At 66.2% G+C, this 15,613-nt stretch carries 14 protein-coding genes; 7 read left to right on the top strand and 7 right to left on the bottom strand.

Going from position 1 to position 15,613, the window contains the following annotated elements:
- Positions 1–107 precede the first annotated feature (107 nt).
- From AB0I52_RS28550 to AB0I52_RS28530, 5 genes are all read right to left on the bottom strand, one after another.
- The gene (locus AB0I52_RS28550) at positions 108–815 is read right to left on the bottom strand and encodes a hypothetical protein (protein ID WP_363077372.1); all 708 of its coding nucleotides are present in this window, start codon (positions 813–815) and stop codon (positions 108–110) included.
- Complete coding sequence (locus AB0I52_RS28545) at positions 809–2,437, bottom strand: hypothetical protein (protein ID WP_363077370.1); 1,629 nt, start codon at positions 2,435–2,437, stop codon at positions 809–811. The genes AB0I52_RS28550 and AB0I52_RS28545 overlap by 7 nt, the downstream gene beginning before the upstream one ends.
- On the bottom strand, positions 2,434–3,312 hold the full coding sequence (locus AB0I52_RS28540) for an ABC transporter ATP-binding protein (RefSeq protein WP_363077368.1): 879 nt from the start codon (positions 3,310–3,312) through the stop codon (positions 2,434–2,436). The genes AB0I52_RS28545 and AB0I52_RS28540 overlap by 4 nt, the downstream gene beginning before the upstream one ends.
- A 66-nt stretch (positions 3,313–3,378) precedes the next feature.
- Complete coding sequence (locus AB0I52_RS28535; RefSeq protein ID WP_363077366.1) at positions 3,379–4,275, bottom strand: zf-HC2 domain-containing protein; 897 nt, start codon at positions 4,273–4,275, stop codon at positions 3,379–3,381.
- The gene (locus AB0I52_RS28530; protein ID WP_363077386.1) at positions 4,272–4,823 is read right to left on the bottom strand and encodes an RNA polymerase sigma factor; all 552 of its coding nucleotides are present in this window, start codon (positions 4,821–4,823) and stop codon (positions 4,272–4,274) included. Before AB0I52_RS28530 ends, AB0I52_RS28535 begins: the two co-directional genes overlap by 4 nt.
- 355 nt (positions 4,824–5,178) lie before the next feature.
- Here AB0I52_RS28530 and AB0I52_RS28525 point away from each other — a divergent pair, with 355 nt between their 5' ends.
- On the top strand, positions 5,179–5,487 hold the full coding sequence (locus AB0I52_RS28525) for a hypothetical protein (protein ID WP_363077364.1): 309 nt from the start codon (positions 5,179–5,181) through the stop codon (positions 5,485–5,487).
- 258 nt (positions 5,488–5,745) lie between these two features.
- On the opposite strand, the gene AB0I52_RS28520 is transcribed toward AB0I52_RS28525, so the two are convergent.
- Complete coding sequence (locus AB0I52_RS28520; RefSeq protein ID WP_363077362.1) at positions 5,746–6,537, bottom strand: class E sortase; 792 nt, start codon at positions 6,535–6,537, stop codon at positions 5,746–5,748.
- A gap of 87 nt (positions 6,538–6,624) precedes the next feature.
- On the opposite strand from AB0I52_RS28520, the gene AB0I52_RS28515 reads away from it, so the two are divergent.
- The 6 genes from AB0I52_RS28515 to AB0I52_RS28490 all read left to right on the top strand — a co-directional run bounded on the left by AB0I52_RS28515 (position 6,625) and on the right by AB0I52_RS28490 (position 13,974).
- Positions 6,625–7,629, top strand: coding sequence for an SEC-C domain-containing protein (locus tag AB0I52_RS28515; RefSeq protein ID WP_363077360.1), 1,005 nt, complete (start codon positions 6,625–6,627; stop codon positions 7,627–7,629).
- Between the two features lie 97 nt (positions 7,630–7,726).
- Positions 7,727–8,245 carry a GNAT family N-acetyltransferase gene (locus AB0I52_RS28510; protein WP_363077384.1) on the top strand — a complete coding sequence of 173 codons (519 nt, stop codon included), beginning with the start codon at positions 7,727–7,729 and terminating at the stop codon, positions 8,243–8,245.
- A 97-nt stretch (positions 8,246–8,342) separates the two neighbouring features.
- On the top strand, positions 8,343–8,855 hold the full coding sequence (locus AB0I52_RS28505) for a hypothetical protein (RefSeq protein ID WP_363077358.1): 513 nt from the start codon (positions 8,343–8,345) through the stop codon (positions 8,853–8,855).
- 81 nt (positions 8,856–8,936) lie between these two features.
- Positions 8,937–12,077 carry a DUF3427 domain-containing protein gene (locus AB0I52_RS28500; RefSeq protein WP_363077356.1) on the top strand — a complete coding sequence of 1,047 codons (3,141 nt, stop codon included), beginning with the start codon at positions 8,937–8,939 and terminating at the stop codon, positions 12,075–12,077.
- A gap of 45 nt (positions 12,078–12,122) precedes the next feature.
- Positions 12,123–13,343: a DUF262 domain-containing protein gene (locus AB0I52_RS28495; protein ID WP_363077354.1), complete on the top strand. Its 1,221-nt coding sequence runs from the start codon at positions 12,123–12,125 to the stop codon at positions 13,341–13,343.
- A 10-nt stretch (positions 13,344–13,353) separates the two neighbouring features.
- On the top strand, positions 13,354–13,974 hold the full coding sequence (locus AB0I52_RS28490; protein ID WP_363077352.1) for a HEPN domain-containing protein: 621 nt from the start codon (positions 13,354–13,356) through the stop codon (positions 13,972–13,974).
- A 637-nt stretch (positions 13,975–14,611) separates the two neighbouring features.
- On the opposite strand, the gene AB0I52_RS28485 is transcribed toward AB0I52_RS28490, so the two are convergent.
- Positions 14,612–15,343, bottom strand: coding sequence for a DUF5919 domain-containing protein (locus AB0I52_RS28485; RefSeq protein WP_363077350.1), 732 nt, complete (start codon positions 15,341–15,343; stop codon positions 14,612–14,614).
- Positions 15,344–15,613 lie beyond the last annotated feature (270 nt).

Here is a 15,613-nt window from a genome sequence, read left to right as displayed (position 1 = left end):
TCGGCGATCTGGGAGCCGGCCTCGTCGGAGTCGCTGGAGACGAAGACCACGCGCTTGCCCTGGCCGGAGGGCACTTCGCCGCGCACCGAGCCGTAAGAGGGCGCTTGTCATCTCCTTCTGGTCAACCGTGCCGTGTCCGCACCGCCGGCCAGGAGCGTGCCCCCGGCCAGTGCGGCCACCAGGAGCCCTGTCCAGACCTGGTGCACGGCCACCCAGGAGGTGTGTCCGGGCGGCAGGAACAAGGCTGCTCCCTCCGGCAACAGCACCGCAGTGATCACCAGCAGCAGGATTCCCGGTGCGGCGACCAGCGAGCCGCGCTCACCTTCGGTGAACCGCAGACCCACCGCGGCGAGCACCAGGGAGATCGCCACGAGCGCCGCGGCCTCGGCCGCCAGACCGCCCCACGGAAAGAGGGGCCGGGTCTCCTGCGGCAGGGTCGTGCGGGCCACGGCCGCTGCCACCGCCCACACGGCCATCCCCAGCGCGAGGACGGGAACCGCCCGTACGGCCCGCTGGGCCAGGCGGCTCACCGGTACGGCCACGGTGGTTCTGGCCGCGGGATCGTCAAGGACGAAACCGGCCCCCAGCGCCACGGCCACAGCGGCCACTCTGCTCAGCATGGCCACGTCGGGCAGCCCCAGGCCGACGTGGAGGAGCGCGGGTGCGGCCGTGGTCAGCAGGCCGACGAGTGCCCCGAGCGCGAGCGGGGTCTTCGGCATGGCTCGGAGCGACGCCCCGAGCAGGACGGTGAGGTGCCGGGCCCTTCGCGGACCGGTGAGTACGCGCGTGTCCGGCGGCACGGCTGAACTCAGCATCCGGCCACCTGGCCCGAATCGGCAAGCGCCGCGGGGGCCTTGACGCCGAGCAGACGGGCGGCCCGGTCGACCGTGGTGTCCGGTGCGGTCAGTTCGGCCCAGTTCTTCTTGATCGCCGCCGCGTTGCCCTGGGCCGGGTGATCGATGAGGTCGAAGGCGAAGTCGGCCGCCCGGGGCTCGAAGGAGAGTCCCGCGCCCGAGTTGAGCAGGGGCAGGCTGATCCCGCCGCCGAAGGTGCGCGCACGCGTGGAGCGCAGCGCCTCCTGGCTGCCGGGGGTGGCCTCGCCCGCCAGCCACAGCACCAGCGTGGCCCGTGCGCCGCACACCATCGTCAGCCGCGGCTGACGGGGGACGTCGCCGGTGACGGCGCGGTAGGCGAATCCCGTCGAGAACTCGACGACGGCGTCGCTCCTGCGGTCGCCGCCGGCCGCGCCGTCGCTCCAGTCCGTGCCGACCGTCACCGCCTTCGGCGTGCCGGCCCGCGCGTCGTCCTCGGCCCACTCCGTCAGCGGCGGAGGCGTTCCGTTGCTGCTCGCACCTCCTGGCGGGAAGATCCTCTGCCGGATCGCGTACGGCGCAGCGGCCACCTCACGCGGCGCGTGCGCGAGGATGCCCCTGGCCACGTCCGCCCACTGCGGTTTCCACGGGGCGAATTCGGGAAACGCGCAGAGGGTGAGACCGTTCTCCGTCGTGCACCGCTGGTGGGCGGCCGGATGGTCGGTGTACGCGCTCACCTGGTCCGTGTCCGCGGCGGAGAGCCCGCGGGTCTGGGTGAATCCGGCTACGAGTGCCGCCACCAGCGCCAGAGCGGTCGTCGCCTTGAGCACCGTTCCGCGTCCGCCGGCCCGCAGCACCGCGACCGCACCGAGCAGCACCACGAGAGCCGTCAGCCAGACGAGATGGGCGACCGCGGGACGGTGCACCAGGACCGCGGGAAGCGGCTGAGCGTTCTCGTTCTCGAACGCCAGAAGTCCGAACCAGCGCCACGAGGCGCTCGTGTTGACCGCTCCCGCGAAGGTCAGCATGCCGAGCCCGACCAGGGCCATGGGAGCGACGGCCGCCGATGTGGCCAGCGTCGACAGCATCACACCGACCACGCCGGCCAGTAGTACACAGGCAGGGCCGGCCATGAGGTCCCAGGGACGCATCTCGCCCACCGCACCGGATCGCCCTGCCAGGTATCCGATCCGACCCGCTGTCAGCAGGAGCGCGAGCAGCGAGGCGGGCAGCAACGACAGCAGGTGCGCACAGATCCGCCGGGGCCGGCCGACGACCAGCACGTCGTACATCGGCTCGGTCATGTTGCGGTACGAGCGCAGAGCGCCCTGGTTGGCGGCCAGCAGCACCCCGGCGGCCGGCAGCAGGAGCGGGAGGTGGACGGACCAGGACTCGTCCTGGAGCACCGGGTAGGCGTGGGCGGCGTCCCCCGAGACCAGGTCGTAGATCCAGAAGGCCGCATAGAGCACGACGGCCGCCAGGAACGCCGGGTGCCGCAGCAGAAGCCTGGACTCGGTCCCGGCGAGCACCAGAACGGCCGGCCGGCCACGCGATGCCCGGCCCGCGGCCGGCGACGACGTGCCCGTCCGGCGGGAGTCGTCGTCGGTGGTGGTCGAGAACGTCATCGCCGGGCTCCCTGATCCGTCATGGGCGTGCCGTCGAGCAGGAGAAGGTATCCGTCCTCCAGGGCGGGCGGAATCGGTTCGGCCCCCGGGGGCGGGCTGCCGATGTTCCGGAAGGTTCCCTCGCCCGTCCGCCAGCCGGCGAGAGCGCTGTTGTCCTTCTCGGTGCTCAGCCAGACCCGGCCGGCGGCGACCGCGATCAGGTCCGAGGGCACCCCCTCGAACTTCACCACGCCCTTGTCGAGCACGATCACCCGCTTACAGAGCGCGGAGACGTCCTCCGTCTGGTGGGTCGAGAGCAGGACCGTCCGGCCTTCACCGAGATCGGCGATGACTTCGCGGAACCTCAGGCGCTGCTCCGGATCCAGGCCGACCGTCGGCTCGTCGAGGATGAGCAGGTCGGGGTCGCCGATGAGCGCGGCGGCCAGCGCCACCCGCTGGCGCATGCCGCCGGACAGCGCCTTGATGCGTTTGCCGCGCTGGTCCGAGAGGCCGACCGCCTCCAGAACTCTGAGTACCTCGCCGCGCCTGGCCCTGGTCTCCGTCACCTCCTTGAGGATCGCGACGTAGTCGACGAAGTCCAGTGCCGTGAAGTGGGGATGGAATCCGGGGTCCTGCGGCAGGTAGCCGAGACGACGGCGGACCGCCAGCTTTCCCGCGGCCGTCGCCGGGTCCTCTCCGAGGACGGACAGCTCTCCCCGGTCGGCGGAGATGGCCGTGGCCAGTACCCGCAGAAGTGTGGTCTTGCCGGCTCCGTTCGGCCCCAGGAGTCCCGTCACGCCCGGCTGCAACCGGAATGACGCGCGGTCGAGGGCCGGCCGGCCCCGGTAACTCACCGAGACGTCACGGACGTCCACCGGGCTTGTCTGCTCAGACATCGGTCTCCTGCTTCTTGGCTGATCGAAAAGGCTGCTGTCGGGTGGAACACCGTGAGGCGGGCCGGCTCACAGGGCCGGCCGGTCCGGGCGCCGCCCTCGCACGGCGTGCTCGAACCGGTGCCGCTGGGCGGCGATGAACACGGCACAGACCAGGGCCAGGAACGCGACCACCGTCTGCCCCTGAACGGTGAGGAGCGCGGAATGCCTGACGCCGTCCCCCGCGGCCAGGACCGACACCACGAGCCACCCGACGCCCGTCGCCCGGACGGCGACGAGGGGGTCGAAGAAGGCGGACAGCGCAAGCGTCAGCGAGGTCACCGCCAGTGACGGGGCCAGCCAGCCGAAGACCGCGGCTCCCTGTTCCGGCAGCGCGAGCGTCACCAGCGCGCTGACGGCGGTGCTCGCGATCAGCACGGTGGTACTGCGGAACAGGATCAGCCGCAGGGCCTGGGTCGGCATGACGAGACCCAGTTCGTACATCGGGTCGAAGGCGGGACCGTACGACACCGCTACGCCGGCCGCCGGAATCAGCGGCGCCACCATGAGGAGGAGGACGGCGGAGGCGTCGGGGGAGAGCCGCGCCGCGATCACGGTGAAGAGGAGCGTCACCAACGACGCACCGACCCAGGACCGGCGCAGGACCGGCGTCGCCATCGCCAGCCGCGCCATGTGCTCGGGGACCCCGAGACGCACGACGACGCGCTCCGCGAGGCGCTGGGAGGGGACGTCCAAGGCGAACGAGAGCCCCTGCCAGCCGGCTTCGGTCACCTCGGGCGGTGTCTGTGCGGCGAGGACCGCCCTGCAGACCGTGCACCGGTCGAGGTGCCGCTCGACGGGTGCGCACCTCTCCACCGGCAGTGAACCCTGGGCGTAGGACGTGATGAGGCCCTGTTCCAGGTGGTCGCCCCGGGGTTCGGCCGGCATGTCCGGTCGCGCTCCGGCGGTTGGGTACGGATTGCTCATGCCAGTTCCTCCCGCAGCCGCCTGCGCGCCCGGCTGGCCCGTGTCTTGACCGTTCCCTCCGGGATCCGCAACACCACCGACGCCTCCCTTGTCGTCAGGCCTTCCAGCACCGTGACGGCGAGAACCTCCCGCAGCTCGTTGGGCAGTCGGCCGATCGCCGCGCCGAGGTCACCGTGCGCGACACCGTCGAGCACCACTTCCTCCGCCGACGGCGCCCGGTTACCCCGCACGCCCATCCGTGCGAGCAGTGCCTGAAGCCGCTGCCGTGATCCGCTCCCCCGCCCCGCGTCCGCCAGCCGACGGCTGCAGATCCTCCACAGCCAGCCCGCCACATCCGCGTCCTCGTGCCGGCGGAAGCGGGAGGCTCCTCGCCAGACGCTGACGAACGTCTCCTGCACGACGTCCTGCACCAACTCCGCGTCGGCGCAGCGATACCGCAGCCTGGCCGTCAGCCAGGGCGCGTAGTGACGGTAGAGCGACTCGAACGCCTCCCGGTCGCCGTCCGCCACGGCACGCAACAGCAGCGCGTGCTCCTCGGCCCGTTCCATCTCACTCACCACACCCCTTGGATCGTCACCACACCCTCCAACGGTTCACGGACAGCCCAACTATTTTCTGCGAGTTCCTCGACCGCACCCCGCCCGGTGAATCTCGGCCATGGGTCGCGATAACCGGAGCGATATCTTTCAATTGTGCGCCCGCGCCGCCCAATTCACCTGTCAACCGAAGGTCACAACCGGAATGACCTTCTATCAACTCCCTTATATATCAAGGGTTTTCGGCCACAACCGAATGGATCCCGCCCGATTCGCCGAGACCGGTCCCAGCCAATTCGGCCTCAAGTAGCGTCTCATCCGTTGAATAACACCCGTGTTCGACAAGCCACGAGAAAGGTACTTCACCATGCAGATATCCACGTCCGCGATCAAGAGAACTGCCGCAGTGCTGGGAGCCACCGCGCTGCTCGGCGGCAGCGTCGCCGTGGGGTCGGCGAGCGCCGCCAACGCCCCCTCGTGCGTCTCGTTCAAGAGCACCAGCAGCTGGGCCACCCACACCACGCGGGCGACCAACAACTGCAGCTCCAGCGTGCGGATCCGCTTCAACTGGTCGAACCACGTCGACGGCCCGTGTACCACGATCGCCGCCCGTGGCGGCTGGCACTCGGAGACCGTGGCCATCACCGCGGCCTTCCAGGGCGCCTACACCTGCTGACGCGGGGCGAAGGGCAGCGGACCCGGCAGGTTCTGCGCCGCGCCGATGCCCTGCCGACAGCCCGGCCGTCCTCGGTGACCGGCTCCCCCGCGGGGGAGTGAGCGGGTCACCGCCCACGGAGGGCCACCCGGCCCGCCTTCGAGGCCGTCGGCACGATCGGAACGACACGTGGGGTGGTCGAGGAGCACCTCCCTCGGCTGCCCCACTCCGCACCACATCACGCACCGCACCACCGCCCCGCACAGGGCCGCCCTCACCTCAGCGCCCCCGCACGCCGGTCAGCTTCCCCCACACGACGAGCCGGTACCGGGAGGTGAACTCGGGCGTGCACGTCGTCAACGTCACATAGGACCCGGCCGCCCGGTACCCGACGTACGGCTTCACGTTGCTGCGCGGCACGGCGGCCACGACCCCGCCGTCCCCCGCACCGGTCTGGGCGAGGGTCTTGTCGACGGTGTACGTGTAGACGGTGTCCCGGGTCTCGACGGTGACCCGGTCGCCGCGGCGCAGCCGGTTGATGTAGCGGAACGGTTCGCCGTGGGTGTTGCGGTGCGCGGCGAGCGCGAAGTTCCCGGAACCGCCGGGCTGCGCGGTGCCGGGGTAATGGCCGACGTACCCCTTGTCGAGGACGCCGCTCCTGCTGATGCCCTGCGCGACGGGTGCGGTGAGCCCGATGCGCGGGATCCGGATGACGGCGTAGGCCTGGGACCGGCGGGGCGCGGTGGCGTCGGCGGCCGGGGCCGCACTCCCGGCACCGCCCTTCCCGTCGTCCGTCGACACGGCGGGGCTGTCGTCCGCGGGCCGCTCCGGCTCCGCGCCCGCCCCCGACGGCTCGGGCGCCGGATCTCCCCAGTCCCGCTGGAGGGCCTGCACGGTGTGGGCGGCGCCGGCGCGGGCCTGCCGGTTGGTCCACCACAGCTGATGAGCGACGAGAAGCAGGAGAACGACGCCGAGCGTCACCACCAGCTCGGCGCTCGTCCACAGCCCGCGCACAGCGGCCTGCCGCCCTCGCGAGTTCCGCTGCACCACCACAGGTATCCGCTCACGCACGGCCCGCACGATAGGGCCAAGCCCGGTAACTCTCCAGAGCTGGGACAGCTCTCCGTCCCGCGGCCGTACAGCAGTACGGTGTGTTTCATGCGCCCCGACACGCCTGCCGACCACACCACCGAAGCCGAGCGCCTGCTGCGCACCGCGGCGCAGTACCCCGAGGACCACGAGCCGTTGCTCCTCCAGGCAGCCGCCCATCTGGAGCTCGCCGGCGACCGCGCCCGCGCCACGACGCTCTACGACGAACTGCTCAGCGCCCCCGGCACCGAACACCCGCACCTGGTCAAGGCGCTCAACGCCGCCAACCTGTGGGAGTACGGCCATGAGGCCGAGGCCCGCGCGATCATCGACGGCATCCGCGCGGCGGGCCCGCTGGAGGCGGCTCCCTGGGAGATCGCGGCGGAGACCCTGGAGGCCCACGACGAGCTGCGGGCGGCCCACGACTACTTCTCCACGGCCCTCACCCTGCTCATCGCACCGGGCGAGGAAGTCCCGTACGCCACCCAGTCGTTGCTGACCGGCCGCCACCGGGTACGCCGCCTGATGGGCGTCCGGCACGACGCCTGGGACGAGCTGGCCGACGCCCTGCACACGGCGGCCGTCCCGCTGGACGAACTCCACGACCCGAAGCGCCTGTGGGCCCTGGGCTCCTCCGACCCGGGCGAGCTGCGCGCCGAGATCACCCGCCTCCGCGCCGAACTCGGCACCTACCGCACCGCGCTCTCCCGCCCCTTCCCGGTGGCGGTGCTGCACTGGCCGGAGGCCGAACTGAACGAGCTCCTCACCGCGTACCCGAGCCTCGGCAGCGAGTACGCCTCCCACCCGGACCACCTGGCCCGCCTGGAGACGGCCCTGCGCGACCTCCACGCGACGGGCACCCCGAACCTCGGCATCGTGACGGGCACGGTCCCGTCGTACGAGGCGTTCGCCGCCTCGGAGGCCGCCTCCCCGGCCGACCCGGACCTGCTCCCCCAGTACGCCACCACCCTCGCGGCCCGCGGCCGCGCGGTCCCGTGGCCCCCGGCGAGGAGCGCGGCCTGCTGGTGCGGCACGGGCCGCCCGTACCGCGACTGCCACGGGGGCGCACTGTAGGAGGCGGGCCCCGGGGCAGCACGACCGCGTCAATTACCGGATGCCGGGGCCGGGCCCGGTTGTGTACGGTCCCGCCATGCCCACCACGCCCTCCTCGATACCTGAACTGCAGCGGCTGCGCGCCGATCACGCCCCGGCCCTCCTCACGTTCGAGCGGGAGAACCGCGCGTTCTTCGCGGCCTCGGTACCGGACCGCGGCGACGCCTACTTCACCGACTTCGCCGTCCGCCACGAGGCCCTCCTCACCGAGCAGGCGGCCGGCACCTGCCACTTCCACCTCCTGATGGCGGAGAACGGCGAGGTGCTGGGCCGCTTCAACCTGGTCGACGCGGAGAACGGCACGGCCGAACTGGGCTTCCGCCTGGCGGAGAGGGCCACGGGCCGCGGCCTGGCCACGTCGGCGGTCCGCCGCCTCTTCACCCTCTGCACGACGACGTACGCCCTGACCACGCTCCGCGCGTCGGCCACCGTCACCAATACCGCGTCACGATCCGTCCTGACGCGGACGGGGTTCGTCGCGACGGGCGAGGAGGTGCTGCTGAACGGGAAGCGGGGGTTGGGGTACGTACGGGAGCTGCCCCCGGAAGCAACGGCGCCCGCACCGGGACCCGCGTGATCGGATGGGAAGTGGCCGACTTACCTGTAGCCAAACGCGCACCGCCCGCCGATCATGGTCTCCTGAACTGTGGACCACTTCGGGGGAAGGCCACCAGATGAGCACGGACGACCCGGGCACGCCGGACAACACACGGGCCGACGGAGACCAGGCCCCAGGAGAAGCACTCCGCCCACCCGGCCCCGGCAGCGCCGGCAGCACTCCTCCTCCCGCCGCCGGTCAGATGCCCGGCACGGTCAGCGGCCTGCGCGTCATGATGATGACCCTGGCCGGCCTCCAAGCCGTACTCGGCCTCGCCCTCATCACCAACAGCGCCGACGTCGCGACCTCCCTCTGGAACGAGGCGCGCTCGGGCAGGGTGATCTCCACCGGAGTGCTACTGGTGGCGCTGGCCGCCTGGGGCATCATCACCGCCCTTAAATTCCCCACACGCCACCCCCGCGTACGCACTTCAGCCGTCGCGTACAGCTGGACGGGCCTCCCCTTCGCCCTGACCGCCTTCCAGGTGACCCCGATCCTCGGCGCGCTGGTGCTCATCCTGGCGATCCTGCTCACGGTCCGGCCGAACCAGCCGGAGAGCCGGGCTTGGTTCGGGGGGCGGGGGGTCTGAATCATGGCCACGCGATCAGGATCTGTCAGTCCCCCTTGATACAACTGCGTACATAGGTACCGCAATGAGGGGGACTCGGCCATGACCAACCAGGTTGCAGGGGAAACGGCGCCAGTTGCGGGACTGTACGAAACGTTGATCACCCAACGTCTCGAAGAGCGAATGAAGCAGCTCGACGCTGTGGGCTGGCGCGCCATCGACGCGGTGGTGGGAGGCGAGTCCACGCCTCACGTTTTGTCCCGCCACATCGCAAGCATCGTGCGCCGAGTGCTTCAGGGGCTGACACCAGCCGAGCAGGTGCTCGCCGCCAACCACATCCTGGAGTCCCTCAACACCCTCGAAGGCGCGACCGAGTGGGTCGACTTGGTTGTCGATGGACCGCGACAGCTTCTGGCGGTTGCAGAGCAGGAGGCGCCGGGTGTCTATGCCATCCGCCCCGCGACCCCGCTCTCCGAGACAGCGCTCATCACCAACTCACCCGAAGACCCCAGCTTGGGCTTCGAGCTACGAGCGGAACTGGCCACGGCGGACCGCGTCGACCTGCTGTGCGCCTTCGTGAAGTGGCACGGTCTGCGAGTACTCGAACAATCTTTGACATCTGCCCGCGATCGCGGTGTCCCCATCCGGGTCCTCACGACGACATACATCGGCGCCACAGAGCGTCGGGCACTCGACCGGTTGGTTCGCGAGTTTGGCGCTGAAGTAAAGGTCAATTACGAGCTCCGCTCGACTCGCCTACACGCGAAGGCATGGCTCTTCCGCCGCGAGAGTGGCTTCGACACTGCGTACGTCGGTAGCTCCAACCTGTCGAAGGCAGCGCTCCTCGACGGTCTCGAATGGAACGTACGCCTGTCATCGGTGGCGACCCCCTCAGTCCTGCGCAAGTTCGAGGCCACCTTCGACGCCTACTGGAGCGAGCGCTCCTTTGAGACGTACGACCCCGATAGCGACGCACAGCGACTAGATGAAGCCCTCTCCCACGCTAGTGGGGCTTCCGGTCCGCAGGGGCGTAACATCATCACCCTCTCTGGGCTGGAAGTCCGCCCGTACCCGCACCAGCGCGACATGCTGGAACGCCTTGAAGTCGAGCGCACTGTCCACGGGCGGAACCGCAATCTGCTCGTCGCGGCCACTGGTACGGGCAAGACGGTGATGGCAGCCCTGGACTACAAGCACCTGTGCAAGAAGCTGGGGCGGGACCCCCGTCTACTCTTCGTGGCCCATCGCAAGGAGATCCTGGAGCAGTCGCTTCGCGTCTACCAGAACGTACTGGTTGATGCGAACTTCGGTGAGCTCTTCGTAGGAGGCGAAGTGCCCGACGACTGGAACCACGTCTTCGCGAGCGTCCAGTCACTCAAGCCGCGGGCTCTGGAGCGCCTCGCCCCGGACCACTTCGATGTCATCGTGATCGATGAGTTCCACCACGGCACCTCGCCGACTTATCGACGGATCATGGACCACTTCACCCCGCAGGATCTGCTCGGCCTCACCGCCACACCCGAGCGGATGGACGGGCTCAACGTTCAGGATGAATTCTTTGACGGCCGGATTGCAGCCGAGATGCGGCTCTGGGAGGCCCTTGAGAACGAGCTACTGAGCCCGTTCCACTACTTCGGTGTCACAGACAACACCGACATGAGTGCCATCACATGGAAGCAGGGAGCGTACGACGTAGGCGCTCTCAGTAACCTCTTCACGGGCAACAACGCGCGGGCTCGACTCGTCGTCAAAGCCGTGAGGGACAAGGTCACCGACCCCGGGACAATGCGGGCTCTGGGCTTCTGTGTCTCGGTGGCGCATGCCCATTTCATGGCCGACTCCTTCCGACGCTCAGGCCTCAACGCCGTAGCCCTGTCCGGTGAATCCTCCACGCACGAGCGTAAGTCCGCGCTCGACGAACTTCGCGCCGGAACACTCCAAGTCATCTTCTCCGTCGACTTGTTCAACGAAGGGCTCGACATCCCAGATGTCGACACCCTGCTCCTGCTTCGGCCGACCTCAAGCGCCACGGTCTTCCTTCAGCAGCTGGGACGCGGCCTCCGCCGCACAGAGGACAAGGCTGTACTCACGGTCCTCGACTTCATCGGCCAGCACCGTAAGGAATTCCGATTCGAGGAACAGTTCCGCGCCCTGACCAACCTGACGCGAAACCGTCTCCTGACAAACATTGAGCAGGACTTCCCCCAGCTGCCCTCTGGCTGCCAGATCATCCTTGAGTCCAAGGCCAAGGCGATGATCATCGACAACATCCGGAACCAGATCGGCGTCAACGTCACCCAGCTCGCTCGCGAGGTAGCCGCGTACGCAGAGCCACGGCTAGCGGACTATCTCAAGGAGAGCGGTCGAGAGCTCAAAGAGCTCTACCGCGGCAACGGGAACTCGTGGACGGGTCTGCTACGCCGGGCCAAACTCCTCGACCCGACCGCACCCGACGGCGAGGCATCGCTCCTGAAGCGGGTATCGGCATTCCTCCATGTCGATGACCCGGCCCGCGTCTCCGCGTACACCAAGCTACTCAGCGACGACGGCCCCATGTACGACCAACTGACCACCCAGGAACAGCTGTACGCCCGCATGTTCTTCTTCTCCCTTTGGCCCCTGGGCGGAGAATTCACGAGCTACCAAGAGGGCTTCGACACCCTGCAAACTCAGCACGCGTTCCGAGACGAACTCCGCCAGGTCCTGGCCCACGTCCTCAACCTGGCCGACCACCTGCCGATCCCACTCCTCGGTATGCACGCCGGCCTGCCGCTGTCAGGCCACGCCTCATACAGCCGCGAAGAAATCCTCCCCGCGCTGGGACAGTCCACCGTGGACAGCTTCATGCCCGGGCACTTCCGCGAGGGCGTGAAGTGGTGCGAGAACATCCAGACGGATGCCCTTCTCGTCACCCTAGAGAAGGATGAAAAGGACTTCTCTCCGGAGACGCGCTACAAGGACTACGCCTTGAACGAGTCTCGGTTCCACTGGGAATCACAGAACCAGACGTCAGAGACGTCTCCGACGGGCCGTCGTTACCAGACCCACAAAGAGGACGGCTCGCATGTGCTGCTCTTCGTACGTCGCTACAAGAAGACCGACATCGGTGGCCCACAGCCCTGGATGCTGCTGGGCCCGGCTGAGTACGTCGAGCACAAGGGCAGCAAGCCCATGGGCATCACTTGGACACTCCAGCACGAGATGCCGGCTGACGTCTTGACATACTCAGCGATCACAGCCTGATGGCTCGGCGGCTAAGTGTCCATATTGACTCAGAAGGATAAAAACATGACAGACGCTAGCAATAGCGACGAAAACGGTTACGACGACCTTGACGGCGAAGAGAGCGAGTCCTCGGGCGACGTTTCCTCGAGTGACGTTCAGAGGGCAGTCGTTACCGACACGGACTGGACAACCGAGACGATCCTCAGCCAATTGCGCCGAGGGAACATTCAGCTTAATCCAAGGTTTCAACGACGCGACGCATGGGACAAGGCCCGCAAGAGTAAATTTATTGAATCCCTAATTCTAGGGCTCCCGATCCCTCAGATCGTCCTCGCAGAAGACAAGAAACGGCGGGGAAAGTTTATTGTTCTCGATGGAAAACAGCGACTTCTCGCCCTTCGCCAGTTCGCAGCGGGTTCTACTCTGGCCGCATCAGACGAGGAAGAAGCTTTCAAAGGTTTCGCCCTTACAAGCGTCGATGTTAGGCATGACCTAGCACGTAAGACTCTCGCGAAAATGGAAACCGACAGCGAACTTGATGACGATCTCAACGCGTTTCTTAACGAAACAGTTCGGACCGTTGTTGTTCGCCGGTGGCCGAATGAAGAGTTCTTGAACCTGGTCTTTCTTCGTCTCAATACAGGAAGCGTTAAGCTCTCCCCCCAGGAGTTGCGTCAGGCACTCCATCCAGGTGAATTCACAGACTTCTTGGACGATGCGGCATCTGATGGCGAGTGGCTACGCAAGGCATTGCGAATCAAAAAGCCAGATTTCCGCATGCGTGATGTCGAGATAATGCTAAGGTACTTCGCTTTCCGATACCGACTCAACGAATACACGGGGAATCTTAAAGCATTCCTTGATGGCACAGTGAACCACCTCAACGATGAGTGGGAGGACCGTGCGGAATATATCAAAACAAGTGCACTCGATTGCGAAGCAGCAATCAAGGCCACCTTCGATATTTTCGGAGAGAACGCATTTTACCGCTGGTCGCCTGGCGGGTATGAAGGACGATTCAACCGCGCAGTATTCGACATCATGACTTACTACTTCTCGAACGCGAAGACCGCCGCCGCTGCCGTTCAGCGAAAGGATGCTGTCGAGGCAGCCTTCCGGGAACTTTGCGAAGAGAATCGCCAGTTCGTGGAGTCGATCCAGACAACAACCAAGACACCCATCGCAACAAGTAGGAGGTTGACACTGTGGGGAGAGCGACTCCAATCAGTGATTGACGAGCCGGTGAAAACTCCGAAATTCAACGACAACCGTTTCTTCGTGTAAGGAGACCACAATGTCATCCTTGCGCTATAAGACGCTGTCCCGAAGGATTTCTGAACTCAGAGAGAACCTCCTCCCTCGCGCATTCGACGAGCTCGGCTTGTACTCAGACCGCGTGTACGAGCGGACTCGTGGATTCAGGGTTCTCGCGCACGCCGAATTCGAATCATACGTCGAGGATCGCGCAATCGAAGTCGTACATAAAGCCCACCTATCATGGAAGAAGAAAGGGGAGATCCGCCCCTGCCTGCTGGCATTGATGTCTCATCGCGAATCGAAAATGAACATCCCAGATTCGATCGCAGACCTTACCGACAGAACATCTTCTAGATTTCCGACACTCAACGCCCGGATCGAAGATGCAAAAGGCAGTTACACAACGTACGCCAAGAAGAAGAATCACGGAATCAAAGAGCGCAATCTACTACAACTACTACTACCTCTCGGTGTAACGAAGAGCGAAATAAACACTTCCTGGTTGAGTACGACTGAAAGCTGGGCTTCTGAAAGAGGAGAAATCGCACACACCTCCGCCAAGATGCAAGTTCAAATAAATCCTCGAACCGAATTGACTACCGTTCGGGAGATCCTCAGAGGATTCAAGAAAATAGACGATATCCTGAACACTAAATAATCATCTGAGAGCTTCCAGGACCGTCGACTTTCACGAGACACCTCCGTATTCAGGAATTCTGGCCGTAGCGAATACATGCCTGCCGTGTTACGTCAATTCTTCGCAGCTGCGACGGTCAAGCGTCTCATCAGTGTCGGTCTCATGAGCCTTCAACCAGAGGAGAAGTTCAGCGATCAAGCCCATAGCTGCTTCTGCGTTTTCAGAGTGGCCACCGCCGGGGTGACGGCGGCGAGGGCGGCACGTACGAGGTGCTCTGGCCGTTGAGGTAGGTGTAAGAAGCCTCAACCCATCAGCGCAGGAGCATCGTTGGCCTCCTCTCCTGCCGCAGCGGTTGTCAGGGCAGCCTGCCTACGCACGAGCGAATGCAGAGCTTGAAGACCTGCGGCACTGGTGAGCGCCACAGGTGACCAGGAATGGTCGCAGAGATACGCCCACGATCGTTTACGAGACAGCCGTTGGCGCGTGCCCAGAGGCGTGTGCTTACCGGTCGGACGAGGACCGAGCTCGCGGCACTCAGCAGGCTTGCCAGGGCCTCAAGTGAACCCGCGGCTTCCGGTCTCAGAGCACGAGATCGACTATCGGCATCGCCTCCTTAAGCCCCAGGTCAGCGGCCGGGGGACCCTTGCGGCCTGCGGGTTTAGGCAGACACTGGCACGCCCCGACTCCATAGCTCCTCGGCGTGTTCGGCGAACCGGTCAAACATCCCACCGTCACCCTGACGCCGAAGGTGAAGCAACGGCGAATCGTGTCCGACAAGTCGCGCAAGGTGCGGAGTGACCAGCGCCTGCTGATCGAATCGGAACACGGACAGCGACACGTGGTTGACAGCGTCCTCATGGCTGCTGAAGCGAGCCTCCACGCGGCTCGCGGCACCCAGGCGCCCCAAGTGCTCAAGGGTGATCCGGACACGCGTCGAAACACTCAGAGCGACATCCTCGACCACCTCGCGCTGGCGGGTCACCTCATCGTCTGGATCCCCCAACAGGAACCGGACGCGGCAACCCGTATCGATCTTCCTGCGAAGGGTATCGACGAAGGCCGGCTGCTCAAGCCAAAGGAAGTAGTTCGTGTATCCGGCCAGGAAAATCTGCTCCGCAGCCCCTTCGATCAAATCACCCCAAACGGTCGACGGACACGCGGACCGGTAGGGGTAGGCCTGAACGAGCTCCCGGTCATGGCCCGACTTCACCCGGTCCTGCACAGCCTTCGGCCAGATCATCTGTTCATCCACCTTCAGTGCCTGACAGGCGTCAACACGGTTTCTTGCGTGGGGTACCAGCTCAGCATCGGCCAACCATCGCTCAACAGTCTTCGGCGCAACCCCAATACGAGCCGCGAGCCTGCGAGGCGACAACTGGGCATCCGACATAGCTGATCGTAGAGCGGCATTCAAGACTTCCCCCTGCGACGTTTGGGCCTTCTTGGACGATAGCGACAGCCCGCCCAACTGTCCCTACAGTTGGCGGAGATACGTCCCATAGGGGCGGTCATCCTTCCGCCATGAAGACCCCGAAGCCGGGAATCACCCAGCCCTTCGAGCTCCCCGTCCCGTCTGCACCACCGGAACCGTGCGACAACTGCAGCGTCTGCTCCGACTTGGCCGAGCAACGACGGGCAGCCAGAGGCGCGGGAGACTACT

Source organism: Streptomyces sp. NPDC050423, assembly GCF_040655445.1.
In the GTDB taxonomy this organism is placed as follows: domain Bacteria; phylum Actinomycetota; class Actinomycetes; order Streptomycetales; family Streptomycetaceae; genus Streptomyces.
Note: the sequence above shows the minus strand (reverse complement) of the source record. Positions and strands in the feature narration are given on the sequence as shown.